At 72.7% G+C, this 25,717-nt stretch carries 22 protein-coding genes; 17 read left to right on the top strand and 5 right to left on the bottom strand.

The window, feature by feature from the left end:
- Positions 1-2,361, top strand: coding sequence for a bifunctional salicylyl-CoA 5-hydroxylase/oxidoreductase (locus tag D9753_RS08230; RefSeq protein WP_121786406.1), 2,361 nt, complete (start codon positions 1-3; stop codon positions 2,359-2,361).
- Positions 2,362-2,394: 33 nt separating this feature from the next.
- On the opposite strand, the gene D9753_RS08225 is transcribed toward D9753_RS08230, so the two are convergent.
- Together D9753_RS08225 and D9753_RS08220 are read right to left on the bottom strand one after the other, a co-directional pair.
- Positions 2,395-3,207: a PaaX family transcriptional regulator gene (locus tag D9753_RS08225; protein WP_121786405.1), complete on the bottom strand. Its 813-nt coding sequence runs from the start codon at positions 3,205-3,207 to the stop codon at positions 2,395-2,397.
- Positions 3,204-4,814 carry an AMP-binding protein gene (locus tag D9753_RS08220; protein WP_121786404.1) on the bottom strand — a complete coding sequence of 537 codons (1,611 nt, stop codon included), beginning with the start codon at positions 4,812-4,814 and terminating at the stop codon, positions 3,204-3,206. Before D9753_RS08220 ends, D9753_RS08225 begins: the two co-directional genes overlap by 4 nt.
- A gap of 262 nt (positions 4,815-5,076) precedes the next feature.
- Here D9753_RS08220 and D9753_RS08215 point away from each other — a divergent pair, with 262 nt between their 5' ends.
- From D9753_RS08215 to D9753_RS08205, 3 genes are all read left to right on the top strand, one after another.
- The gene (locus D9753_RS08215) at positions 5,077-6,207 is read left to right on the top strand and encodes an acyl-CoA dehydrogenase family protein (RefSeq protein WP_121786403.1); all 1,131 of its coding nucleotides are present in this window, start codon (positions 5,077-5,079) and stop codon (positions 6,205-6,207) included.
- Positions 6,204-6,602: a RidA family protein gene (locus D9753_RS08210; protein ID WP_121786402.1), complete on the top strand. Its 399-nt coding sequence runs from the start codon at positions 6,204-6,206 to the stop codon at positions 6,600-6,602. The genes D9753_RS08215 and D9753_RS08210 overlap by 4 nt, the downstream gene beginning before the upstream one ends.
- A 178-nt stretch (positions 6,603-6,780) precedes the next feature.
- On the top strand, positions 6,781-7,224 hold the full coding sequence (locus D9753_RS08205; RefSeq protein WP_121786401.1) for a DUF6299 family protein: 444 nt from the start codon (positions 6,781-6,783) through the stop codon (positions 7,222-7,224).
- Between the two features lie 109 nt (positions 7,225-7,333).
- Here the strand turns inward: D9753_RS08205 and D9753_RS08200 are convergent, their stop codons facing one another.
- Positions 7,334-8,152 carry a GntR family transcriptional regulator gene (locus D9753_RS08200; RefSeq protein WP_121786400.1) on the bottom strand — a complete coding sequence of 273 codons (819 nt, stop codon included), beginning with the start codon at positions 8,150-8,152 and terminating at the stop codon, positions 7,334-7,336.
- A gap of 302 nt (positions 8,153-8,454) precedes the next feature.
- On the opposite strand from D9753_RS08200, the gene D9753_RS08195 reads away from it, so the two are divergent.
- The 10 genes from D9753_RS08195 (at position 8,455) to D9753_RS08150 (ending at position 21,193) form a co-directional block, all read left to right on the top strand.
- Positions 8,455-9,735 carry an extracellular solute-binding protein gene (locus D9753_RS08195; protein WP_121786399.1) on the top strand — a complete coding sequence of 427 codons (1,281 nt, stop codon included), beginning with the start codon at positions 8,455-8,457 and terminating at the stop codon, positions 9,733-9,735.
- Positions 9,736-9,855: 120 nt separating this feature from the next.
- Positions 9,856-10,857 carry a carbohydrate ABC transporter permease gene (locus D9753_RS08190; protein ID WP_121786398.1) on the top strand — a complete coding sequence of 334 codons (1,002 nt, stop codon included), beginning with the start codon at positions 9,856-9,858 and terminating at the stop codon, positions 10,855-10,857.
- Complete coding sequence (locus D9753_RS08185) at positions 10,854-11,684, top strand: carbohydrate ABC transporter permease (protein WP_121786397.1); 831 nt, start codon at positions 10,854-10,856, stop codon at positions 11,682-11,684. Before D9753_RS08190 ends, D9753_RS08185 begins: the two co-directional genes overlap by 4 nt.
- Positions 11,685-11,692: 8 nt before the next feature.
- Positions 11,693-13,204 (top strand): glycoside hydrolase family 3 protein, encoded by a 1,512-nt coding sequence (locus D9753_RS08180; protein WP_121786396.1) that lies wholly within the window; start codon positions 11,693-11,695, stop codon positions 13,202-13,204.
- Positions 13,205-13,361: 157 nt separating this feature from the next.
- Entirely contained in the window at positions 13,362-14,393 is a 1,032-nt protein-coding gene (locus D9753_RS08175; RefSeq protein ID WP_121786395.1) for a phytanoyl-CoA dioxygenase family protein, read from the top strand.
- Positions 14,390-15,679, top strand: coding sequence for a DUF6271 family protein (locus D9753_RS08170; protein ID WP_121786394.1), 1,290 nt, complete (start codon positions 14,390-14,392; stop codon positions 15,677-15,679). Before D9753_RS08175 ends, D9753_RS08170 begins: the two co-directional genes overlap by 4 nt.
- Positions 15,676-16,950, top strand: coding sequence for a type III PLP-dependent enzyme (locus D9753_RS08165; RefSeq protein WP_121786393.1), 1,275 nt, complete (start codon positions 15,676-15,678; stop codon positions 16,948-16,950). Before D9753_RS08170 ends, D9753_RS08165 begins: the two co-directional genes overlap by 4 nt.
- Positions 16,951-16,961: 11 nt before the next feature.
- Entirely contained in the window at positions 16,962-17,483 is a 522-nt protein-coding gene (locus D9753_RS08160) for a GNAT family N-acetyltransferase (protein WP_121786392.1), read from the top strand.
- A complete protein-coding gene (locus D9753_RS08155; RefSeq protein WP_121786391.1) occupies positions 17,483-18,679 on the top strand; it encodes an MFS transporter in 1,197 nt (398 codons plus the stop codon). The genes D9753_RS08160 and D9753_RS08155 overlap by 1 nt, the downstream gene beginning before the upstream one ends.
- 390 nt (positions 18,680-19,069) lie before the next feature.
- A complete protein-coding gene (locus tag D9753_RS08150; protein WP_121786390.1) occupies positions 19,070-21,193 on the top strand; it encodes a SpoIIE family protein phosphatase in 2,124 nt (707 codons plus the stop codon).
- A 129-nt stretch (positions 21,194-21,322) separates the two neighbouring features.
- Here D9753_RS08150 and D9753_RS08145 read toward each other — a convergent pair whose 3' ends face one another.
- Complete coding sequence (locus tag D9753_RS08145; protein WP_163010653.1) at positions 21,323-22,315, bottom strand: GlxA family transcriptional regulator; 993 nt, start codon at positions 22,313-22,315, stop codon at positions 21,323-21,325.
- A 144-nt stretch (positions 22,316-22,459) separates the two neighbouring features.
- On the opposite strand from D9753_RS08145, the gene D9753_RS08140 reads away from it, so the two are divergent.
- The 3 genes from D9753_RS08140 (at position 22,460) to D9753_RS08130 (ending at position 25,066) form a co-directional block, all read left to right on the top strand.
- On the top strand, positions 22,460-23,050 hold the full coding sequence (locus tag D9753_RS08140) for a cysteine hydrolase family protein (protein ID WP_121786388.1): 591 nt from the start codon (positions 22,460-22,462) through the stop codon (positions 23,048-23,050).
- The gene (locus D9753_RS08135; RefSeq protein ID WP_121786387.1) at positions 23,050-23,769 is read left to right on the top strand and encodes a cysteine hydrolase family protein; all 720 of its coding nucleotides are present in this window, start codon (positions 23,050-23,052) and stop codon (positions 23,767-23,769) included. The genes D9753_RS08140 and D9753_RS08135 overlap by 1 nt, the downstream gene beginning before the upstream one ends.
- Before the next feature lie 265 nt (positions 23,770-24,034).
- The gene (locus tag D9753_RS08130) at positions 24,035-25,066 is read left to right on the top strand and encodes a hypothetical protein (RefSeq protein ID WP_338057970.1); all 1,032 of its coding nucleotides are present in this window, start codon (positions 24,035-24,037) and stop codon (positions 25,064-25,066) included.
- A 43-nt stretch (positions 25,067-25,109) separates the two neighbouring features.
- Here the strand turns inward: D9753_RS08130 and D9753_RS38960 are convergent, their stop codons facing one another.
- On the bottom strand, positions 25,110-25,655 hold the full coding sequence (locus D9753_RS38960; RefSeq protein WP_338057969.1) for a type 1 glutamine amidotransferase family protein: 546 nt from the start codon (positions 25,653-25,655) through the stop codon (positions 25,110-25,112).
- Positions 25,656-25,717: the final 62 nt, after the last annotated feature.

The raw sequence follows: 25,717 nt of genomic DNA, 5'->3' as shown, positions 1-25,717 counted from the left end.
ATGCCGACCCCGGACGCGCCGGCCCGAGGGGCGCGGGAGAGCGCGCGAGCGGCCACGGACGGCCCGCGGCCGGCGGCGACGGGCGAGCGCCCCGCGCGCATAGCGGTCGTCGGCGGCGGCCCCGGCGGCCTCTACGCCGCGGCCCTGCTCAAACGCCGCGACCCGGCACGGCAGGTCACCGTCTGGGAACGCAACGCCCCCGACGACACCTTCGGCTTCGGCGTCGTCCTGTCGGACGAGACCCTGGGCGGCATGGAGCACGCGGACCCCGTCGTCCACGAGGCCCTCAGCCGGGACTTCACCCGCTGGGACGACATCGACGTCGTGCACCGGGGCGTACGGCACCGCTCGGGCGGGCACGGATTCGCGGCACTGGGACGGCGCCGGCTCCTGGAGATCCTGCACGCCCGCTGCCACTCCCTCGGCGTGCGGATCGACTTCCGTACCGAGGCCCCGCACCCGGACGTCCTGTCCGCCGGACACGACCTCGTCATCGCGGCCGACGGAGTCCACAGCACCGTTCGCGCGGCCTACGCCCATGTGTTCCGCCCACATGTGGCCGAACACCACTGCCGCTACCTGTGGCTGGCCGCCGACCTCCCCTTCGACGCCTTCCGCTTCGAGGTCGCCGAGACCGAGCACGGCGTGATGCAACTGCACGGCTACCCGTACGCGGCGGACGCCTCCACCGTCATCGTCGAGATGCGCGAAGAGGTCTGGCGGGCGGCGGGATTCGACGACATCACCCCCCGGGAATCCGTCGAACGCTGTGCCAAGATCTTCACCGACGCGCTCGGCGGCCGGCCCCTGCGCTCCCACAGGCCGGCCTGGACCACCTTCCGCACGGTGGTCAACGAGCACTGGTCGCACCGCAACGTCGTCCTCCTCGGCGACGCCGCCCACACCGCCCACTTCTCCATCGGCTCCGGCACCAAACTCGCCGTGGAGGACGCCGTGGCCCTCGTGGCCTGCCTGGAGGAACACCCGGACGTCCCCAGGGCCCTGGCGGCCTACGAGGAGGAGCGCAAGCCCGTCGTCGCCTCCACCCAGCGGGCCGCCCGGGCCAGCCTGGAGTGGTTCGAGAACCTGCGGCTGTACCTGCACCAGCCGCCCCGCCAGTTCGCCTTCAACCTCCTCACCCGCAGCCGCCGCGTCACCCACGACAACCTCCGCCTGCGCGACGACCGCTTCACCGAGACCGTCGAGCGCGAGTTCGGCTGCCCGCCCGGCACGCCCCCGATGTTCACCCCGTTCCGGCTGCGCGGCCTGACCCTGCGCAACCGGGTCGTCGTGTCACCGATGGACCTGTACTCCGCCACCGACGGCCTCCCCGGCGACCTCCACCTCGTCCACCTGGGCGCCCGCGCCCTCGGCGGGGCCGGCCTGGTGATGACCGAGATGGCGTGCGTCAGCGAACAGGGCCGCATCACTCCCGGCTGCGCCGGCCTCTACACCGGGCGGCAGGGCGAGGCCTGGCGGCGCGTCACGGAATTCGTGCACACCCGGGCACCGGGCACCGCGATCGGCGTGCAACTCGGGCACTCCGGCCGCAAGGGGTCCACGAAGCGGATGTGGGAGGGCATGGACGAGCCGCTGCCCGACGGCAACTGGCCGCTCCTGGCCGCCTCGCCGCTGCCGTACCGGCCCGGCAGCCAGGTACCGCGCCAGCTCTCGCGCGCCCAGCTCACCGACGTGCGCGAGCAGTTCGCCGCCGCCGCCTGGCGGGCCGCCCGGGCCGGCTTCGACCTGCTCGAACTGCACTGCGCCCACGGCTATCTGCTCTCCGGCTTCCTCTCCCCGCTCACCAACCGGCGCACCGACGCCTACGGCGGCACGCTGGAGCGACGGCTGCGGTTCCCGCTGGAGGTCTTCGACGCCGTACGCGCGGTGTGGCCGGCGGAACGGCCCATGACGGTCCGGATCTCGGCCACCGACTGGGCGGAGGGCGGGACGACGGCCGAGGACGCCGTCGAGATCGCCCGGGCCTTCGCCGCGCACGGCGCCGACGCCCTCGACGTCTCCACCGGGCAGGTGGTGGCCGAGGAACGGCCGGAGTTCGGGCGGTCGTACCAGACGCCGTTCGCCGACCGCATCCGGCACGAGGTGCGCGTCCCGGTGATCGCGGTCGGCGCGATCTCCTCCTGGGACGACGTCAACTCCCTGATCCTCGCCGGGCGGGCGGACCTGTGCGCACTGGCCCGCCCTCATCTGTACGACCCGCACTGGACCCTGCACGCGGCGGCCGAGCAGGGGTACGAGGGCCCCGGCGCCGGCTGGCCCGCCCCCTACCGCGCGGGCAGCCGGCCCCCGCGCACGGGCCGCACCGACATCCCCGGGCCCCGCCTGCCGCTCGGCGGCTGAGACCCGCCGCCCCGGCGCCCGAGGACGCCGGGGTCACAGCCCCGCGAACTCCGCGCCCGCGTCCCGCAGCCTCTCGTGCAGGCCCCGGAAGACCTCCGCCGAGCGGACACCCGGCCAGTCGGCGGGCAGCAGCCGGGCGGGCAGGCCCGGGTCGGTGTAGGGGAGGTGGCGCCAGGAGTCCAGGACGAGGAGGTAGTCCCGGTAGGCCTCCTCGGGCGGGGTGCCGGTGCGCCGCCGCCAGGCGTGCAGCACCGGCGCGTGCGTGTCCAGGAACCGTTCGTGCTCCTTGGCGATCGCGGCCAGGTCCCACCAGCGGGCCACCGCCTCACCGGTCGGCGCGAAGCCCAGGTGGTCGCCGCGGAAGAAGTCCACGTACGGATCCAGACGCAGTCGGCGCAGGGTGTGCTCCGTCTCCTCGTACAGCCGCGCCGGGGCGATCCACACCCCCGGGGCCGCCGCGCCGAACCCCAGCCGGGCCAGCCGGGAGCGCAGCACGTGCCGCTTCTGCCGCTCCGACTCGGGCACCGAGAACACCGCGAGCACCCAGCCCTCGTCCTCGAAGGGCGCGGAGGCGTAGATGCGCCGGTCGCCGTCGTCCAGCAACTGGATCGCCTCGACGGACAGTTCGTACCCGGCGGCGCCGGACGCGGTGCGGGCCGGCAGCAGCAGGCCGCGCCGTTTGAGCCGGGACACCGAGGACCGTACGGAGGGCGCGTCCACCCCTACCGCGGCCAGCAGCCGGATCAGCTCCGCGACGGGTACCGGGCCGGGCACGAAGCGGCCGTACGCGCCGTAGAGCGTGACGATGAGGGACCGGGGGGCGTGTTGCTCAGGCACGTTGATCATTTTAGGTCGTCGGCATCGCCGCTGGTCACGTGGGTGCGCAGCCGGAACCGCTGCACCTTGCCGGTGGCCGTGCGGGGCAGCGCGTCGAGGAAGACGAACTCGCGCGGGCATTTGTAGGGCGCCAGTTCGCCGCGGAGGAAGGCGCGCAGTGCCTCCGGGTCGCGCCTGGCCCCCTCGCGCAGCACGGTGTAGGCCACCGCGATCTGACCGCGGGCCTCGTCGGGGCGGCCGACGACCGCCGTCTCGGCCACGTCCGGATGGCGCAGCAGCGCGTCCTCCACCTCCGGGCCCGCGATGTTGTACCCGGCGGAGATGATCATGTCGTCGGCGCGGGCCACATGGCGGAAGTACCCGTCGGCCTCACGGACGCACGTGTCTCCGGTGATGTTCCAGCCGTCCCGTACGTACTCCCGCTGCCGCGGGTCGGCGAGATAACGGCAGCCGACCGGGCCGCGCACCGCGAGCAGACCGGGCTCGCCGTCGGGCACGGGCCTGCCGTGGGCGTCCTGGACGCGCGCCCGCCAGCCCGGGACCGGGACGCCCAGGGTGCCGGGTCTGGTCCGCTCGTCGGCGGCGGAGAGGAAGATGTGCAGCAACTCGGTGGCGCCGATGCCGTTGATCAGACGCAGGCCCGTGCGTTCGTGCCAGGCCCGCCAGGTGGCCGCGGGCAGGTTCTCACCGGCCGACACGCAGCGCCGCAGGGACGACAGGTCGTACCGGTGCAGGTCGTCCAGCATGGCGCGGTAGGCGGTCGGCGCGGTGAACAGGACCGAGACCCGGTGTCCGGCGATCGCGGGGAGCAGCTTCCGGGGGCCCGCCTGTTCCAGCAGGAGCGCGCTGGCACCGGCCCGCAGGGGGAAGACCACCAGCCCGCCGAGGCCGAACGTGAAGCCGAGCGGGGGGCTGCCGGCGAAGACGTCGTCCTCATGGGGGCGCAACACATGCTTCGAGAAGGTGTCGGCTGTTGCCAGCACATCCCGGTGGAAGTGCATGCACCCCTTCGGGCGCCCCGTCGTACCGGAGGTGAACGCGATCAGCGCGACGTCGTCGGCGGCGGTGTCCACCGCCGGGTACGACGCGGCGGGCGCCGGGCGGCGCAGGAGGTCGTCGGGGGCCTGTCCGCCGTACGTGGTGATGCGCAGCCCGGGTATCCGGGCCCGCGCCAGGTCGTCCACCGCCCGTATGTCGCACAGCGCGTGTCCCACCCGGGCGATCCCGCACAGGGTCGACAGCTCGTGCGGGCGCTGCTGGGCCAGCACGGTGACCGCGACCGCGCCCGCCTTCAGCACGGCCAGCCAGCAGGCGGCGAGCCAGGGGGTGGTCGGGCCGCGCAGCAGGACCCGGTTGCCCGGGACCACGCCCAGGCCGGTGGTGAGGACGTGCGCGATGCGGTCGACGCGCGCCCGCAGCTCGCCGTACGTCCAGGTGGCACCGGACGGCGTGCGGAACACCGGGCGGTCCGGATCGGCGTGGTCCAGCAGTTGGGCGGCACAGTTCAGCCGGCCGGGGTAGCGCAGCTCCGGCAGGTCGAACCGCAGCTCGGGCCAGGTGTGCGGCGGCGGGAGATGGTCGCGCGTGAACGTGTCGACGTGGGCCGAGCGATGCATGGCGGTCCGCCCCCTTGCCGTGACAGACGTCCGGACGGGCTTCCTGGTGGGCTCGCATCTGGAGCGTATCGTGTCGGTGACGGCAGTCAACGGTGCGCGATAACGTCATGGGGCGGGGCGCGGGAAACGGCCTCCGCGGTGACGGCACGTCAGTGGCGGCGCGCACCCGGACGACGGGGCGGGCCGTGCGGCCGCCCGCCGGTCACGGTGTGGTGGCGGTGCGGGAAGGGCCCGTGGTCCTTCCCCGGAGGGAGGGCCGGCAGTGTCCGCATTCTCGCTCGGGCCGGAGCAGACCGCCTGGTGCGCCGAGCTGCGCGCCCTGGCCGCCGGCCGGCTGCGCCAGCTCGCCGACCGGGGCGAACCCGGCCGCGTCAACCGGCCGCTCCTCGCCGAACTGGGCCGGCTCGGCCTGCTCGCCCGGCTGTTCGGCTCCGGCGCGCTCGACCTGTGCCTGATGCGCGAGTCCCTCGCCCAGGCCTGCACCGAGGCCGAGACCGCCCTGGCCCTGCAGGGCCTGGGCGCCCACCCGGTGCACGCGCACGGCACCCCGGCCCAGCGCGGGCGCTGGCTGCCCCGGGTCGCCGACGGCAGCGCCGTCGCCGCCTTCGCGCTGAGCGAGCCCGGGGCCGGTTCGGACGCGGCGGCGCTGGCCCTCGCGGCCGAGCCCGACGGCGGCGGCTGGCGGCTCACCGGCGCCAAGTGCTGGATCTCCAACGCCCCCGAGGCCGACCTCTACACCGTGTTCGCCCGCACCACCCCGGGCGCCGGCGCCCGGGGCGTCACCGCATTCCTGGTCCCCGCCGGCCGGCCGGGACTCACCGGCGGCCCCCTGGAGATGATCTCCCCGCATCCCGTCGGCACCCTCGACTTCGACGCCGTACCCGTCACCGCCGACGACGTGCTCGGCGAGCCCGACCGCGGCTTCGCCGTCGCCATGGGCACCCTCAACCTCTTCCGCCCCAGCGTCGGCGCCTTCGCGGTCGGCATGGCCCAGGCCGCGCTGGACGCCACCCTCGCCCACACCAGCCGCCGCGAGGCGTTCCAGGGCCGGCTGATGGACCTCCAGGCCGTGTCCCACCAGGTCGCCGAGATGGCCCTGCGCACGGAGGCGGCCCGGCTGATGGTGTACGCGGCGGCCACGGCGTACGACGCGGGGGCCGCCGACGTCCCGCGGCGCGCCGCGATGGCCAAGCTGCTCGCCACCGAGACCGCGCAGTACGTCGTCGACACCGCGGTCCAACTGCACGGCGCCCGCGCCCTGTGCCGCGGCCACCTCCTCGAACACCTCTACCGCGAGGTACGCGCGCCCCGCATCTACGAGGGCGCCAGCGAGGTGCAGCGGGGCATCATCGCCAAGGAGCTGTACGCCACGGCACACAAGGAGGCCCGGTGACGACCGAGCGCGTCAACCCGCCCGCACTGTCCCCGCCCACGGGGTTCTCGCACGCCGTCGTCGCGACCGGTTCCCGCGTGGTGTTCCTCGCGGGCCAGACCGCCCTGGACGCCGACGGCAAGGTCACCGGCGACACCCTCCCCGAACAGTTCGGGACGGCGCTCGGCAACCTCCTCGCCGCCCTGCGCGCGGCCGGCGGCACCCCCGCGGACCTGGCCCGGGTCACGGTCTACGCCACGGACGTCGCCGCGTACCGCGCGCACGCCCGGCAACTGGGCGCCGTCTGGCAGCGCCTGGCGGGCCGTGACTATCCCGCGATGGCCGTCGTGGAGGTCGTACGGCTGTGGGACGAGCGGGCGCTGGTCGAGCTGGACGGGTTCGCCGTACTGCCGTAGGCCGACCGGCCACCACCGGCCGTACCACCGTACGGCCGGTCCGCACCGGCCGTACCACCGTCCGACCGGCCCGGACGGTTCCATGACGCGCCACCGATGGGGTGACGGTCACGCCCGCCCGGCCGGACGCCCGGTACCAGTGGAACCCCTCGAGTCCACCCGAAACGGGAGGTATCCCATGCCCCTGCGCCCCGCCCTCGTCACGGCCCTCTGCGCCGCCGCCCTGCTGTGCGCCGCCGCCCCGGCCGGCGCCGTCCCCTCCAGGGCCGTCGCCGACCCCACCGAGACCATCACCGTCGACACCGTCGCCCGGCTGGCGTCCGACGGCTCGGTGACGCTCTCGGGGACCTACCGCTGCGTCGGCGGCACCGGCCCGGTCCTCGTCAGCTCCTCGGTCAGCCAGGGCGACCCCCGGAGCCGGTACGACATCGGTGGCGACCTGGCCCGGTGCGACGGTGCCGAACACCGCTGGGAGAACTCCGGGCAGGTCTCGTCCGAGGTGCTGCGGGCCGGGGCGGCGCACATCGAGGCCACCCTCACGGAGCTGCGCCCCTCGGGCCTCCTGCTGCTGCCGGCCTTCCACGCGGTGACCGGCCAGGACGTCACGCTCGTCCAGGAGTGACACCGGGCACCCCCGCCCGCCCGCCGTCCGGTCCCTCGGCCTCAGGGGGCCGGACGGACCTCCCCGCCCCGCGATCCGCGGCCACCGACCGGACCGCCCCCGGTCCGGTTCAGGCGTGGCCGAGTCCGTCCCGGTCCGCGGGGACCGTCCTGCGCCGGACCACCGGGGCGCCCGGCCGGTGCAGGGCGGCGACGAACTTGTAGCGGGAGCCCCGGTACACCGAGCGCACCCACTCCACGGGGGAGCCCTCCGCGTCCCGTGAGTGCCGGGACAGCAGGAGCATCGGCAGCCCCACGTCGGTGCCGAGCAACTGCGCCTCGCGCGGTGTCGACAGCGAGGTCTCGATGGTCTCGTCGGCCTCGGCGAGATGGACGCCGTACACCTCGGCGAGTGCCGTGTACAGCGACGGGCAGCCGGCCAGGGAACGGCGCAGGCCGGGGAAGCGCCGTACGGACAGGTGGGTCGTCTCGATCGCCATCGGGTCGCCGCTGGCCAGCCGCAGCCGCTCGATGCGCAGCACCCGTTCGCCGATCCCGATGCCGAGCAGGCCCGCCAGCTTCTCGTCCGCGGGCACCTCCCCGACGTCCAGCGTCTGCGAGGCGGGCGTGAGGCCCTGCGCCCGCATGTCCTCGGTGTGCGAGGTGAGCTGGAGCGTGCGGTACAGCTTGGGCTGCGCGACGAAGGTGCCCTTGCCCTGGATCCGGTCGAGCCGGCCCTCGCCGACGAGTTCCTGGAGCGCCTGGCGGACGGTGGTCCGCGAGGTGTCGAACCGGACGGCGAGCAGCCGTTCCGCGGGCATGGCCGAACCGGGCTGGAGCGCCTCGGCCATGCTGAGGAGCTGTTGCTTGATCCGGTAGTACTTCGGCACGCGCGCGGTGCGGCCGGGTGCGCCTCTGTGCGGCTGGGCGCTGCTGACGTCGGTGGTCATGCCTGCCTTCCCGGCTGTGTCGATGGGCTCCCGTTATAGCGACCAACTGCCTTATGGTCTAGTCCAACTGGCCCGTCCGGGCGAACGCGGCCGAATGCGGATGGACGCACTCCGGTGTCTTTCTCGTAACGGCCCGGACCGGCTTTCCGAACCACCCTTGACACTCCAAAAGGTCTAGGCCAAGCTCCCGGTACTGGTCTACACCATTCGTGGCCAGGTCCCGAGCCCTACGTGCAACAGCGTCGTACGCAGGTCACCGCCGAGGGCGTGGGGGGATTAGTGGCATCCCTGAGGAGGGTGGCGTGAAGCGCAAGCTTGCGGCCGCGATCGTGATCGCGGGCATGATGGTCTCCGTGTCGGCGTGCGGCGGAGACGACGGCGACGACAGCGGCAAGAACGCGGGGCCGGACAGTTTCAAGGGGCAGACCCTGACGGTCTGGGCGATGGACGGCTCGACGCCGGACCAGTGGTCCAAGGACGTCACGGCCGCCTTCGAGAAGAAGACCGGCGCCAAGCTGAAGTTCGAGACGCAGAAGTGGGACGGGATCCAGCAGAAGATCACCACCGCCCTCTCCGAGTCCACCCCGCCGGACGTGCTGGAGGTCGGCAACACCCAGACCCCGGCCTACGCGGCCACCGGCGGCCTGGCCGACCTGAGCGACCTCAAGCAGGAGATCGGCGCCGACTGGACGCCGTCGGTCTCCCGGTCCTCGGTCTACGAGGGCAAGCAGTACGCCGCCCCCTGGTACTTCGCCAACCGCGTGGTCATCTACAACAAGAAGATCTGGGCGAAGGCCGGCATCAAGGACACCCCCAAGACCCGGGACGAGTTCTTCCGGGACCTGGAGACCATCGGCAAGAAGACCGACGCCGAGCCGCTCTACCTGCCCGGCCAGAACTGGTACTTCTTCGACGGCCTGACCATCGGCCAGGGTGCCGACCTGGTGAAGAAGGACGGCGGCAAGTACGTCTCCAACCTCGGTGACCCGAAGGTCGCCAAGGCCATGGAGATCTACAAGAAGTACGCCTCCTACTCCAAGGCCCCCAAGGACAAGGACGAGGCCACCCCGCAGCAGGCCGAGGTCTTCGCCAAGGGCAGGACCGGCGCCTTCATCGGCATGGGCTGGGAGGCCGGCACCGCCGTCACCGCCAACAAGGCGATCGAGAAGGACCTCGGTTACTTCACCATCCCCGGCGAGAGCGCGGACAAGCCCGAGGGCGTCTTCCTCGGCGGCTCCAACCTCGCCGTCGCACAGGGCAGCAAGAAGCAGGCCCTGGCCAAGGAGTTCCTGAAGATCGCCCTGTCGGACCAGTACGAGGGCGAGCTGGCCAAGCTCAACGGCGTCATCCCGAACAAGCAGGCCCTGGAGAGCAACCTCAAGGGCAACGCCGTCGCCGAGGCCGCCGCTCCCGGCGCCGCCGCCGGTGGCACCACCCCGCTGATCCCCGAGTGGGGCGCGGTGGAGAACAGCCCCAACCCGATCAAGTCCTACATGACCGCCGTGCTCAACGGTAAGTCTCCGGCGGACGCCGCCAAGCAGGTCGAGGGCGAGATCAACAAGCGCCTGGCCCAGCAGAACTAGACCCGCGCCGGGGGCGCCACGAGGCGGCGCCCCCGGCTCACCTGTGCCGTGCGCACGGCCCGGTTGCCGTGCGCACGGCCGAGGAAGTCGTTCGTACGGCCACGGAAGAGATGACAACTCATGTCAGTGCAGACCGAAGGCACGGACACGGCCGGGGAGCCCGCTGTCCGCAAGGCCGGGGTACCGGCCCCGCCGCCAGGTGAGGACCGCACCTCGGCCGGGACCCCGTCCCGGCGCGCCGCCGCCGCCCCCTACCTGCTCCTGCTGCCCGCGCTGCTGGCCACCCTGGTGCTGCTCGGCTGGCCGCTGGTCAAGAACGGCATGCTGTCGTTCCAGAACCTCAACCCGCGGCAGCTCATCCAGCACCTCACCGAGTGGAACGGCGTCGACAACTACCGGGAGGTGCTGACCGGCGGGGAGTTCTGGCACGTCGTCGAGCGTTCCGTCGTCTTCACCGCCGTCAACGTCGTCCTGATCATGGTGTTCGGCACCCTGATCGGGCTGCTGCTCGCCCGGCTCGGCAGCAAGATGCGGCTGCTGCTCATGGTGGGCCTCGTCCTCGCCTGGGCCATGCCGATCATCGCGGCGACCACCGTCTACCAGTGGCTGTTCGCCCAGCGCTTCGGCGTCGTCAACTGGGTGCTGGACAAGCTCGGCTGGCACTCCATGGCCGACCACAACTGGCTGGAGACCCAGTTCTCCACCTTCGCCGTGGTCACTCTGCTCATCGTCTGGCAGTCGATCCCCTTCGTGGCGATCAACCTCTACGCCGCCACCACCACGATCCCCAGGGAGCTGTACGAGGCCGCCTCCCTGGACGGCGCCGGCTCCTGGCAGAACTTCACCTCCGTGACCCTGCCCTTCCTGCGGCCGTTCCTGTACGCCACGACGTTCCTCGAAGTCATCTGGGTCTTCAAGTCGTTCGCGCAGATCTTCGCCATGAACGAGGGCGGCCCCGACCACCTCACCGAGACCCTGCCGATCTACGCCTACGTCCAGGGCGTCGGCAACCAGCACTTCGGACTCGGCGCGGCGATCTCCTTCCTGACCGTCCTGGTGCTGCTCGCCATCACCTCGTACTACCTGCGCATGGTGCTCAAGCAAGAGGAGGACGAGCTGTGAAGCGCTCGCTCATCGGCCGCATCTGGCCCAACGCGACCGCCGTCGTCCTCTTCGCCGGCTTCGTGTTCCCCGTGTACTGGATGTTCGCGACGGCCTTCAAGCCGACCGGCGACATCATCGCCGACGACCCGGTGTGGTTCCCGACGCACGCCACGCTCTCCCACTTCGAGAAGGCCGTCGACGCGGACCACTTCTGGACCCTGGTCCTCAACTCCGTCACCGTCACGGTCCTGTCGGTGCTCTTCTCGCTCGTCATCGCCCTGTTCGCGGCGTTCGCCCTCACCCGGATGCGGTTCCGGGGCCGGCGCGGTCTCATCGTGACGTTCATGCTGGCGCAGATGGCCCCCTGGGAGGTCATGATCATCGCCATCTACATGCTCGTCCGCGACAACGACATGCTCGACAGCCTGGTCCCGCTCACCGTCTTCTACACCATGATGGTGCTTCCGCTGACCATCCTGACGCTCCGCGGCTACGTCGCCGCCGTGCCCAAGGAGCTGGAGGAGTCCGCGATGGTCGACGGCTGCACCCGTTTCCAGGCCTTCGTCAAGGTGATCTTCCCGCTGCTCGCGCCCGGCCTGATGGCGACCTCGCTGTTCGGGTTCGTCACCGCCTGGAACGAGTTCCCGCTCGTCCTGATCCTCAACAAGGACGTCGAGAAGCAGACCCTCCCGCTGTGGCTGTCGCAGTTCCAGACCGCCTTCGGCGACGACTGGGGGGCCACGATGGCCGCCTCGTCCCTGTTCGCGCTGCCCATCCTGATCCTCTTCATCTTCCTGCAACGCAAGGCAGTCAGCGGTCTCACCGACGGCGCCGTGAAGGGATGACGCCCCCGATGACCACCATCCCCACCACCGCGTCCGACAGCGGCTCCGCCGCGGGCGACACCCTCGGCAGGGACGCGCTCGCCGTGCTCCAGCCGGGATTCGACGGCACCACCGCCCCCGACTGGGTGCGCCGCCGTCTCGGCGAGGGCCTCGCCTCCGTCGCCCTGTTCGGCCGCAACGTCGTCAGCGAGGAGCAGGTCACCGCCCTCACCGCCCAGTTGCGCGCCGAACGTGACGACCTCCTGGTCGCCATCGACGAGGAGAGCGGCGACGTCACCCGCCTCGACGTGCGCACCGGCTCCTCCTTCCCCGGCAACCACGCCCTCGGCGCCGTCGACGACCCCGGCCTCACCCGGGCCGTCTCCCGCGAACTGGGCCGGCGCCTGGCCGCCTGCGGCGTCAACTTCGACTGGGCGCCCTCCGCCGACGTCAACGCCAACCCCGACAACCCCGTCATCGGCGTCCGCTCCTTCGGCGCGAGCCCCGACCTCGTGGCCCGGCACACCGCCGCCTGGGTCGAGGGCCTGCAGTCCACCGGCGTCGCCGCCTGCACCAAGCACTTCCCCGGCCACGGCGACACCAACGTCGACTCCCACCACGCCGTACCCCGCATCGACGTCGACGCCGACACCCTCTACGCACGCGAACTGCCGCCCTTCCGCGCCGCGATCGCCGCCGGCACCCGGGCCGTCATGAGCGCCCACATCCTCGTCCCGGCCCTCGACCGGGACCGGCCCGGCACCCTGTCCCGGCGCATCCTCACCGAGCTGCTGCGCGGCGAACTCGGCTACCAGGGCCTCATCGTCACCGACGGCATGGAGATGCGCGCGATCTCCGGCACCTACGGCCTGGAGCACGGCGTGGTCCTCGCGATCGCGGCCGGCGCCGACGCCATCTGCGTGGGCGGCGGCCTGTGCGACGAGGGCACCGTGCTCAACCTCCGGGACGCGCTCGTGGCCGCCGTACGCTCCGGTGCACTGCCCGAGGAGCGGCTGGCCGACGCGGCCGCCCGGGTGCGGACGCTGGCCGCCTGGACCGCCGCGGCACGCGGTGACGCGGACCGGACCCCGGCCGACCCGGAGATCGGCCTGGTCGCGGCCCGCCGCGCGCTGAACGTGACCCGCGCCGGCGCCGCCGCACCCGTCACCGCACCCGTCTACACCGCCCGGTTCAACCCCGCCCCGAACATCGCCGTCGGCGACCAGACGCCCTGGGGCGTCGCCGCCGAACTCCAGCGGCTGCTGCCCGGCAGCACCTCCGGCTCCTTCACCGGCGACGGCGCCGGTGCCGCCGTGCTCGCCGCGGCCGGCGGACGCCGGATCGTCGCCGTCGTCCGAGACGCGCACCGGCACGACTGGATGCGCTCCGCGCTCGACACCCTGCTCGCCGCCCGCCCCGACACCGTGGTGGTCGAGATGGGCCTGCCGCAGGCCCCGCCCCGCGGCGCCCTGCACATCGCCACCTACGGCGCCGCCCGCGTCTGCGGCGTGGCGGCGGCCGAGGCCGTCGTCGCCGGCTGACCCACGGCCGCACCGGGCCGCCCGCCCCCACGGCGGGCGGCCCCCTCCTTCCCCTCTTCCGCGCAACCCGGTAGCCCTCCCGCGCCCCGGCGCTTGCCACCGGCACATGTCTCACGCCCGACCCGAAGGTGTTCCCGTTCCACCCCGGAGTGATCGCATGCAGACACCCGCCCCCTACCTGCACCGAGCGGCGACCGGCCGCCCCTACTTCAGCGCCGACGGCGAGACCTACCTCGCCCCCACCCCCCTGCGCGACCTCGAGAAGACGCAGCCCCTGCGCGTGCTGTCCGAGGAGGACCTCGCCTTCTGGCAGACGTACGGCCACGTCGTCGTCCGCGAGGCCATCACCCCCGGCGAGGCCAAGGCACTGCTCGACTTCGCCTGGGAGTTCCAGGGCCTCGACCCCGGCCGCCCCGACACCTGGTACACCGAACCGGAGTTCCGCTCCGAACTGGACCGGCACCTCTACATCTACGGCTTCGTCGAGGCGTACCACCACCAGCTCCTGTGGAACAGCCGGCAGAACCACCGCGTCCACGACGCCTTCACGGACGTCTGGGACAGCGAGGAACTATGGGTCACCCTGGACCGGCTCAACCTCAACCCGCCCAACCGGCACACCCGTTCACGCTCCCTGATCGAACCCACCGACGAGGGCTTCGACATCGAACTGCACTGGGACGTCGACACCACCCTCGCCGTGCTGCCGCAACGGGTCCAGGGCATCATCGCGCTCACCGACACCCGGCCCGAACTCGGCGGCTTCCAGTGCGCGCCCGAACTCTTCCGCCGCTTCGAGGAATGGCGCGTCGCCCGGCCGGCCGGCCGCGACCCGGTCCGGCCCGCGATCGACCGCGCCGAGTTCCCCGTCGTCCGCCCCGGCCTCCAGGCCGGCGACCTGCTCATCTTCAACGGACTGCTCGCCCACGGCGTCGCGCCCAATGTCTCTGACAACGCTGTCCGAGCCGTCCAGTACGTGTCGATGATGCCCGCGCTGGAGGAGCACACCACCCTGCGCGACTCCCGCGTGGAGTCCTGGCGCACCCTCGCCACCCCCGACTGGAACGCCACCCTGCTCGGCGACGCCCGCACCCCCGAAGCCCTGCGCTACGGCCCCGCCGAACTGAACGGCCTCGGGCGCAAGCTGCTCGGTCTGGACTCCTGGGCCCCCGCGGAAGGGGACCGGTGAACCGCGTCTGCCTCACCCTGCCCACCAACCGGGCCTGCTCGCCCACCATCACCGCCGTGCACGCCGAAGCCGTGCACGCCGCACGCCACTTCGGCGCCGACGTCCAGTTGCTCGTCCTGGACTCCGCCGACGAGCGGACCCGGGCCGGACACACCCGCACGGTCGCCGCCCTGCCCCCGGAGCCCGGCGTGAGCGTCCACCACCTCGACGAGGAACGGCAACGCGCCTGGCTGCGCCGGACGATCGAGCGGGCCGGCCTGCCCGAACGGGACCGTCTGCTCCGCCTGATGCTCCCGGCCGCCGTCTCCTACGGCGCCTGCACCAACCGCGCCTTCCTGCTGGCCGCGTCCCTCGGCTGCCACTCGGTGCACCGCAGGGACTCCGACAGCGCCTACCAACTGCACGCCGACGAGGCGGTGTTCCCCGTCCACCACGAGCTGCCCTGGCTGGGCCGACCCGCCGCCGACGCCTCGGCCGCCGTCACCCGCACCGACCTCGACCCGGCACTCGCCAACCGCCCGGTCTCCCTGGCCGGGGCCTCCTTCATCGGCGAACTCTCCGTCGACATCGCGGAGATACGAGAGCTGGACGACACCGTCTACCACGACGTGGTCGGCCTCTGGGCGCCCGGCGACTGGCCGGAGGACCGCAGACGCGCGCTGGTCGAGGAGTCGTTCACCGGTGCCGGCACCGCACCCTTCACCGGGGACCGCTCCACCCTCACCCTGGTCGACCCCATGCGCGTCGACATGTGCAACGTCGCCTTCGACCGGGGGGTCTACGAACGCGTCCCGCTGCCGCCCGCCACCGACACCATCGGCAGCGACTACTTCCTCCTCCACCTCGTCCACGACGCCGGACTGCCCGGCATCCTGCACAACCGGCACATCGAGAACTTCCACACCCCCGAACGCCGCACCGGCACCGGCTTCCCCGCCTACCAGCGACGGTTCGTGAAGTTCCTGCTGTCGATGCTCTACTTCCACCACGTCTACGACCGGATGGCCGCCGAGGGCGACCGGCTCCTGGACACCGGCCTGCGCGTCCGCCCGGAGACCGTCACCGGCCTGCTGCGCGCAAGCACCGGACTGGACCGGGCCGAGAACGTCTGGCGGCTCGACCGCGTCGACACGGCGTACCGCAAACTCGGCGGCCGGTACGCGGCCTTCGCGGAGCGGCTCGCGGGGGAACGCGACCGGTTGCTGGACGAGGCCGAGTCGGACATCGAGGCCTTCGCCGCCCTGACCGAGGCCTGGCCGGCACTCGTCGAGGCGGCCCGCACATGAGCCTCCCGCAGGGGCGCGAGGACCCGCGCGCACGGCCACGGCCGACCCGACCCCGCGCGGCGGCGGTTCGTGACAGTCCCGGCGACGCCCTCGCCGCCGCACTGGCCACCGCCGGGACCGACCGCATCGTCTACGACCTCACCGGCATAGCGCACCAGTACGACGCCCTGCTGGCCGAGCTGCCCGGAACCCGCGTCCGCTTCGCCCTCAAGGCCTGCCCCGTGGACGACGTCCTGCGCAGCCTGGCCGTCCGCGGGGCCGGGTTCGACGCGGCGAGCCCCGCCGAGATCACGCAAGCGCTGCACGCCGGCGCGGAACCCGGCCGCATCCATTACGGCAACACCGTCAAGTCCGACCACGACATCGCCGAGGCCCACCGCCTGGGGGTCCGCACCTTCGCCACCGACAGCGTCGAGGACGTCACCGCGATCGCCCGGCACGCCCCGGGCGCCCGCGTGTTCTGCCGCCTCGCCACCAGCGGGCAGGGCGCTCTGTGGGGCCTGAACCGCAAGTTCGGCTGCACCCCCGACGACGCCGTACTCGTCCTTCGGACGGCACGCGCGGCCGGCCTCGTCCCCGCCGGCCTGTCCGTGCACGTCGGCTCCCAGCAGATGACCGGCGAGGCCTGGCAGGAGGCGTTCGACACGCTCGCCGGGACCCTGACGGCGCTGGCCGGGCGGGGGATCGTACCCGACCACGTCAACCTCGGCGGCGGTCTGCCCGCACTCGGCTACCGGGACCGCCACGGCAACCCCCTCGACCCGCCCCTCGACAAGATCTTCACCGTCATCCGCGAAGGCACCGACCGCCTGCGCGGCCTCGCCTCCACACCCCTCGCCCTCGTCATGGAACCGGGCCGCCACCTCGTCGCCGACCACGGTGCCGTCCGCGCCCACGTCCTGCGGCTGACCCGGCGCCGGCAGCCGGACGGCGAGGACGCGCACTGGCTCTACCTGAGCTGCGGCAAGTTCAACGGCCTGTACGAGATGGACCAGGTGACGCACCGCCTGGTCTTCCCCACCCACCACGCGGAGGCCGGCCGTGTCCGGGCGGTCGTCGCCGGGCCCACCTGCGACAGCGACGACGCCTACGGCGGCGGCCGGCACCCCGTGTCCGTCCCCCGCTCCGTCGCCTCCGGCGACCCCGTCTGGATCCTCTCCGCCGGCGCCTACGCCACCAGCTACACGACCCAGGGGTTCAACGGCATCCGCCCGCTGCCGTGCGTCTGCCTGCCCGGCACCGTCCCCGACGCCCCCGAAGAACGGCACTGAAAGGACACCCCATGCCCATACGGGGGATCACCGAGGCCGACTGGCCGCGGCTGGCCGCCCTGGAGAGCGAGGCGTACGCGGACCTCTCCCTCGCGGAGGGCGAGGAACTGCTGCGCTCACGGGCCCGCGCCTCGGCCGGCACCTGCTTCGTCCTCGACCTCGACGGCCGGCTCGCGGGCTACGTCCTCGCCCTGCCCTACCCGCCGCTGCACTGCCCCGACCCGGCCCGCCCCGAGCGCGCCGTCCACCACACCACCAACCTCCACCTGCACGACCTGGTCGTCAGCGCCCCGCTGCGGCGCCGCGGACTCGGCACCCGGCTGGCCCGTCACCTGACGGGCGTGGCCCGCACCCGCGGCTTCACGACCATGTCGCTGGTCGCCGTCGCCGGCAAGGAGGCGTTCTGGCGGGCCAACGGCTACCGCACCCACCCCGCGGCACCCGTCCCGCCGGGCTACGGCAGCGACGCGGTCTACATGTCGGCCCCGCTGGCCGCCGCACCCCGCCCGCACCAGGCCCGGGAGGCCGTGTGATGCCCGAACCCTCCTTCACCCGCGCCAAGTGGTCGATCGCGGCGCTGTTCTGCTTCCTCGGCTTCCAGTACGGCACCTGGGTGGCCCGCCTGCCCGCGCTCAAGACCCGCCTCGACCTGGGCGCCGGCGAGGTCGGCCTGCTGCTGATGGCCTGCGGTGCCGGCGCGGCGGCCTCCTTCCCGCTGGTCACCGTCCTGGTGCGACGGCTCGGCTCCCGGCGCCTGTCCCTCGCCTCCGCCGCCTGCCTGATCGCCGTACTCGCCGCCCTGTCCGTCGTACCCGACTACCCGCTCGCGCTGCTCGCCGTCGCCGCCGACGGCGTCGCGGTCGGCTGCCTCAACGTCGCCATGAACGCGCAGGGCGCCGCGCTGGAGAGCACCCACGGGCGTACGGCCATGTCCCTGCTGCACGCCACCTTCAGCGGCGGCCTGCTCGCCGCCGCCCTCCTCGCCTCCGGTGTCACCGCCCTGACCACCTCCGTCACCGTCCACTTCGCGGTGGCCGGGGCCCTGCTGCTGCTCCTGCTCGGCGGCGCCCGTCCGGGCCTGCTGACACACCGTGAGACGACCCCCGCGACCGAGGACGGGCCGAAGCGGCACACCCGCCGCCTCCCCTCCGGCACGACCCTCCTCATGGGCTGCGCCATGGCCTTCGGCACGATCACCGAGGGCGCCATGAACGACTGGTCGACGCTCTACCTGAAGGACGTCGTCAAGGCGTCCGCGTCCGTCGCCCCGCTCGGCATCGCCGTCGTCTCCGTGATGATGCTGCTCGCCCGCCTCCGCGCGGACCGCTGGCGCAGCCGCTGGGGCGACGGACCCGTGGTCCGCGCCGGCAGCGCGGTGGCCGCCGCCGGTCTGGCCCTCGCCCTGCTCACCGGGGGAGTGGTGCCCACGCTCCTCGGCTTCGCCTGCGTCGGCCTCGGCGCCGCCGCGATCACTCCGTGCGTGTACGTGGCGGCGGCCGGACACGGCTCCGGCGCTCTCGCGCTGGTCGCCGCGATGGGTACCACGGGCCTGCTGGCCGGCCCCGCCCTGATCGGCTTCGTCGCCGGCGCGGCGAACCTGACCGCGGGCATGGCCACCGTCGCCGTGTCGGCGCTGATCGTCACCGTGAGCGCCTTCCGCATCCCGTGGCGCACCCACGCCCCCGCCCCCGACCACCTGCCGGGCGAGGCAACGGCCCCGGCCGGGTGAAGGGCGCGCTGCGGGTGGGGCCGGGTGCCGGGGACATTGTGGGTGCGGCCTGGTGTCGGGGGCTCTGTGGGTCCGGTGGGATGCCGGGGGGACGCTGCGGGGCCGGTTGAGTGCCCGGGGACCCTCGGGGGCCCTGGGCGGCGGGGCCGGGTGACGGGTGACCGGTGTCGGATGCCGGGTGACGTCCCAGCGGTGTCGCCCCCCGACCACCGGGGAGCGGGGAGTTCCCGAGATCCGTCGGTCGCGGGGGGCGGGACGGCGTGCCGTCCGGCGCTCGGGGCGGTAGCGTCCCCCTAGGGGCTGACGTCACCGGCGGTGTCCCGCGCGGTCCGGCCCGAGCCCCTGCGTGGTGGCTTCCCGGAGTCGCCGCTGCCAGGCTGGAGGCGCCTCGTGACGAGTGCGGGTGGTCAGGCCACGGACGCGGAGGCACGGGACGCCGCGTTCGCGGAGACGGTGCGCCGGGCGGGCGCGACCATCGGCGCTCTCTACCTCCTCACCCCGGACGGACAGCAGCTCTGCCTGGACGTGCTGTACGGCGCGCCCGCCGACTTCGCGGTCCCGTGGACCAGGATCCCGGTCACCGCACCGGCGCCGGTGGCCGACGCGCTGCGCGATGACCGCGTGGTGTGGGTGGCCAGCCAGGAGGAGATGGCGCGCGGCTACCCGCGTACCGCGATGGCGCTGCCGTACCCGCTCGCGCTGGCCGCCGCGCCGGTCACCGGCATCCGCCGATGGGGGGCACTCCTGCTGATGTGGCCGGCCGCCCGCCCGCCCTACATGACCCAGCGGGAGCGAGGACACATCGCGTCCAGTTGCGGACGCCTGGCCCGGCTGATCGAGGAGGCCGTCGACCACGGGGCGTTCCCGGTCCCCGGCGACCGGCCGCGCGTGCTGGCCCCCGACCGGGTGCGCCGGTCCGCGGGCCCGGAGATGGCCGCCGCGGACTTCGTGGAGCGCCTTCCCGGCGGTAGCTGCGCTCTCGACCTGGACGGGAACTTCACCTACCTGAGCGCGGGAGCCTGCGAGCTGCTGGGCCGGGAGGCCGGCGACCTGCTGGGGACGCTGCCGTGGCAGTCCCTGCGCTGGCTGGACGAACCCGTCTACGAGGACCGTTACCGCGCCGCGGTCATCAGCCGCGAGCCCGTCGTCTTCACCGCGTGCCGCCCGCCCGACCGGTGGCTGGACTTCCACCTCTACCCGGACGTCAGCGGGATCAGCGTCCGTATCGTTCCCAGCGGCGGTGAAAGGCCGCCCTCGCCGGCGTCCCCGTACTCCTCACGCACCACCCCGGCGACCCGCGCGGGCCGCCTCTACCAGCTCATGCACCTGGCCGCCGCGCTGACCGAGGTCGTCGGCGTCCAGGACGTCATCGACCTGGTCGCCGACCAGATCATGCCCGCCTTCGGCGCCCAGTCCCTGGTCCTGTCCGCCGCCGACGCCGGGCGGCTGCGGATCACCGGGTACCGCGGCTACGACCCCGAGAGCGTCGAGCGTCTCGACGGCCTGCCCCTGGACACCGTGTTCACGCCGGTCGGACGGGTCCTGCGCAGCGGCGTCCCCGCGTTCTTCGCCGACCCGGAGGACATGCGGCGCAGTTACCCGGAGGCCTCCGTGGTCAGCGGCAAGCAGGCCTGGGCCTTCCTGCCGCTCATCGTCTCCGGCCGGCCCGTCGGCTGCTGCATCCTCTCCTACGACGAACCCCGCGTGTTCCCGGCCGAGGACCGCGCCGTCCTGACCTCGCTCGCCGGCCTCATCGCCCAGGCCCTGGACCGCGCCCGCCTCTACGACACCAAACGCGACCTCGCCCACGGCCTCCAGCAGGCGCTGCTCCCGCGTACCCTGCCCGCGGTCACCGGCCTGCGGGTCGCCGCCCGCTATCTGCCCGCCACCCGGGGCATGGACATCGGCGGCGACTTCTATGACCTCATCCCTCTCGGTGACAGTGCCGTCGCGGCCGTCATCGGCGACGTCCAGGGGCACGACGCGGCAGCCGCCGCGCTGATGGGGCAGGTCCGTACCGCCGTCCACGCCCACGCGGCCCTCGGCACCACCCCGGACCAGGTCCTCGCCGGCACCAACCGGCTCGTCACCGATCTCTGCCCGGACCTTTTCACCAGTTGCCTCTACGCCCACTTCGACCTCGCCGGCCGCCGGGTGACCCTGGCCAGCGCCGGCCATCCACCGCCGGTCGTGCGGCTGCCCGGCCGCGGCACCCGGCCCCTGGACGTGCCGCCCGGACCGCTCCTGGGCATCGACCCCGAGGCCGCCTTCCCCGTCACCGAGATCCCGCTCACTCCCGGGCTCATGCTGGTCCTCTACACCGACGGCCTCGTCGAACGACCGGGAGCCGACCTGGAGGACTCCATCATCGCCCTCGCACACCATCTCGCCCAGGCCGATACGGGGGACCTGGAGGCCCTCATCGACACCCTCGTAGGGAAGGCGGGCACTAGCTGGCAGCGCACCGACGACATCGCCCTCCTCGTGCTGCACGAGACGACACCGCACCCGTGAGGCCCGCGAGGACGGCGGCCGGGCGGCCGGCGCGGCCGAGGTCGCGCACGACGCGGCGGCCACCGAACATCTGCCGGTCCCGGACGGGTCACCCCGGGCGCGGCGCGCGATGGGCGCGCGCCGCGGCGCTCACCCGGGGGTGGTCCGGAATCGGCGCCGGTACTCGGTCGGCGTCGTGTCGAGTCTGCGGCGGAAGGCCCTGACCAGGGTGTCGACGGTGCCGAACCCACAGGCGGTCGCGATGCGTTCGAGGGTGGAGTCGGTGGATTCGAGCTGGTTGCGGGCCCGCTCGACGCGGACCAGTTCGATATAGGCGTGCGGGGTCGTGCCCAGCTCGGTCTTGAAGATCCGGGTGAGCTGCCGGTCGCTGACGTGGGCGTGTTCGGCGAGGTGCGCGACGGTGAGCGGTTCGGCGATGTGGCGCAGGATGTGGTGGCGGAGTTCCTCGATGCGCCGGGTCGCGGAGACCTGTTCCAGCGGGACGCTGAACTGGCTCTGGCCGCTCGGCCGTTTGAGGTACATCACCAGTTGCCGGGCGACGCGCAGCGCGACGGCTTCGCCGAGGTCGTCGGCGATGAGCGCGAGCGACAGGTCGAGGCAGGCGCTGATCCCCGCGCCGGTCCACACGTTTCCCTCGCGGATGAAGATCGGGTCGGAGTCGACCTCGACCGCGGGGTGGTCGGCGGCGAGCTGCTGGGCGGTCGACCAGTGGGTGGTGGCGCGTTTGCCGTCGAGGAGTCCGGAGGCGGCGAGGATGTGCGCTCCGACGCACACGGAGGTGATCCTCCGGGTCCGGGGGGCGAGTTGGACCACCCGTTTCACCACGGCCGGATCGACGAGCGCGTGCACGCGGCGATGGCTGTCGACCTCGACCGAGCCCGGCACGATGAGCGTGTCGATGCTCCTCGTCGTCAGCTCCTCGAAGGTGACGTCGGGCAGGACACGGACCCCGGCGGCGGTGACGACGGGGTCCATGGTCTCGGCGGCGAGGGCCACGTCGTAGCCCGCCGCTTCCTCCGTCTCCCGTCGCGCGAGGGAGAACACCTCCGGTGGCCCCGTGACGTCGAGCAGGTCGACGCCCTCGAAGAGGACGATGACGATCAGTCGTTCGACGGTGTGCACGAGCCCCCCTGGCCGGCGACGGCGATGTCGTTTTCTGCATGCTAGACGACATTGCCGACGCGTGTGCTGGGCCATAGCGTCATACCCGCAGGCCGCCGCACCGGTGCGCTGCTCCTCCAACTCCCTTTTCTCAGGTGGTACTTCATGCCCAGAACGACGCTGCGTCAGCTCAACGGCCTCGACGACACCCCCGCGAAGCTCGCCGATACGACGCTGGTCATGATCGACTATCAGAACACCTACACGACCGGCGTCATGGAGCTGGACGGCTGGCAGCCCGCCCTCGACGCCGCCGCCCGGCTGCTGGAGCGGGCCCGCCGGGAGGGCGCCGAGGTCATCCACGTCGTCAACGACGGCGGCGAGGGCACGCCCTACGACATCCGTGCCGAGATCGGCCGGATCCACCCGAGCGTCGCGCCGGCCGACGGCGAGCCCGTGGTCGTCAAGCAGGCCCCCAACGCCTTCCACGGCACCGACCTGGGCCGGCTCGTCGACGAGGCGGGCAGGAGCGACCTCGTCATCGCCGGTTTCATGACCCACATGTGCGTGGCGTTCACCGCTCAGGGAGCCTTCCTGCGCGGCAACCGGCCCACTGTCGTGGCCGATGCCAGCGCCACCCGTTCCCTGCCGGTCGCGGGGACGGAACTGGACGCCCACCAGGTGCACCTCAGCGCCCTCGCCACCATCGCCGACCTGTACGGGGTCGTCGTCGCGTCCCAGGAGGACCTCGCCTGATGAAGCCGCTGCGTCCGGCCCTCGCGCTCTGCACCGCCGCCGTTCTCGCGGCCACCGTCGCCGCGTGCGGCGGAACCTCCGAGGCCGCCTCCCCCAAGGGCGGGCCCTCGGCCTCCGTCGCTCCGAGGAACGTCGCCGAGGGCACGACGACGCTCAGGGAACTCAACGGCTTCGACGAGACGCCGGCCAGCCTGTCCGACGCGACCCTCATCCTCGTCGACTACCAGAACACCTACACCGACGGCGTGATGGAACTCGACGGGTGGCGGCCCGCCCTGGCCAACGCGCAGGCCCTGCTGAAGCGGGCCCGCAAGGCGGGGACCCCGGTCATCCACATCGTCGACAAGGGCTACGACCTGAAGTCGAAGGCGGGCCGGATCATCCCAACGCTCAAGCCCGCCAAGGGGGAGCCGGTCGTCGTCAAGAGCGTTCCGAACGCCTTCCACGACACGGATCTCGCCGACAAGGTCAAGAAGGCCGGCAACAAGAAGGTCATCGTCGCCGGGTTCATGACCAACATGTGTGTCCTGTTCACGGCGCAGGGCGCCTTCCTCAACGGCTACCAGCCGACCGTGGTCGCCGACGCCTCGGCCACCCGGCCGCTGCCGCTGAAGGGCAACCCGAACGGCATACCCTCCGAGCAGCTCCACGAAGCCGCTCTCGCCACGATCCAGGACCTCTACGGCGTCGTGGTGCCGTCACAGAAGTCCCTGACCTGAGACCGGCGTCCGGCAGACGGTCCGGCCGAACCGCCTGGGCCGGCGAACGGCCGGACCACGTCCGGTGAGTCTCGAACTTCCCCCCACGCCTGTCCACCCACCCTGAATCCCCCCATATCTTTCCCCCCACCCCGCAGAACACCGATCACCCACTATGGAAAGACGGGGCATGGCAACTCGTAGAGGATTTCTGGGTACCGTTTCGGCAGCAGGGGCAGCCACACTCCTCGTACAGACCCAAGCGGCGACCGACGCGTCGGCCGCGGTGACCGCGACCGACGAGAAAGCGGCACGGAACGCGATACGCAACGTGAACGCCGGGATGCGCGCCAACTACGCGTCCCTCAAGGCCGAACTCGTCAAGTACCTCAGCCCGGTCGTGGTCGTCGAGAACAACGCTGTCGGCGGACGCTTCACCCTGATCAACAAGGGGGTGCAGATCGAGACGGTCAACCCGGTTCCGGAGTATTTCGAACTGGCCAAGTCCATCGCGCACGTTCCCCTGGGCATCTACTCGGTGCTCGCCGGCTACCTCGCCGACCAGGTGCCGAACATCCCGGGCGCGGCGCGCATCGACCCGCACGACCTGGACATGGTCGCGTTCAGGACCCCTGGCGACAAGGGCTGGATCACCCCGCTCAACAGCTACCGCACCACGCTGGGTTCGGCACTCACGATGCTGCCCACCGCGAACCTCCCGGCCGACCTTGACGCCTCCTGCACCCGGATCCTCACCGAGGCCGTCAAGTTCATCGACACCATCGTCAAGGCGGGGTCGTTCGACATGGTCGCGTTCAACCGGTTCGCCGCGACCGTCTACCCGTCCATCCGCGTCAACATGACCTTCGCCGCCACCGCGCAGATCAACGGCATCGAGGGGCTGATGAAGCGGTGGCGCACGCTGATCGGTGAGCAGGCGTGGAGCGACCTGTACGTCACGGTGCTGTCGATCTGGACGACGTCCGAACTGAACCAGGCGTCCATCATCATCCGCCGCACCATGAACCAGGCGAAGGCGGCCACCCACCTGATCGACCTGCCCACCGTGCAGACCCCCTCGGACCCGATCGCCGTGGCCCTGGACAATCTGGCGCGCATCGTCCAGGACAACGTGGCCGCCGAGATGGTCTTCAACGCCGACCTCAAGGTCGCTGACGCCCTCAAGGGCAAGGAGGACCTGCTGTCGGACGAGATCCTCCAGCAGATCGGCGGAACGGCGCCCGCCGCCAGGACCGCCGCCTTCGCGGCACCGGCAGCCGGCACCTGCCCGATCACCGGACACACCGCAACGGTCTGATCACCGGGACGCCCCCCGGCCCGGATCTCCGGGCCGGGGGGCGTCACCGGACAGGTACCGGCTTGCGGGACTCCTGGTGCCGGCAGCGGTACGTGATCGGGGCCGGGGACGACCGTGTGCCGGAGCCGAGGACGTCACCGGGGACCACGCGGGTGCCGCTGCTGCGGGTGGCCGCGCCGGCGATCTGGCGGGGCTGCTGGCCCCGTCGCCGCCGCTCCCATCGCGGGCTGTTCGGGGGCTCGGCGTTGATCGCCGTGGCACAGGCGCGGATGGAGGCGGCGAGGTATCCCGAGGACCCTCGTCCGATCGAGCTGGCCGGTGAACTGTCCGCGCCGACGAGCAGTCTGCCCAGTGGTGGAGCGATCACAAGGCCGCCGCCCGCACCGTGGGCACCAGTACCGTCGCGCACATCGGTGATCCGCACGCCGATCGAGGAGGCGACGTCGGCGCCCGTGGTCGACACCGGAGAGATCCGGTAGTCGGCGCCCGGCAGATTCGCTTCCCCGAGCACCTCGGCCGGGCCGACGACGTCCAGCGGTCCGACCCCGTCGTGGACGAGGATCGCCACCCGATGCGTGTCGTGGCTCACAGGCCCATCCTGAGGTGACCGGACTCGAGTGGTTCATGGCCGGACCGAGGCGGCGGGGAGGG

Source organism: Streptomyces dangxiongensis (assembly GCF_003675325.1).
GTDB lineage: Bacteria > Actinomycetota > Actinomycetes > Streptomycetales > Streptomycetaceae > Streptomyces > Streptomyces dangxiongensis.
The sequence above is the reverse complement of the archived record's forward strand: the minus strand, read 5'-3'. Positions and strand labels throughout refer to the sequence as shown.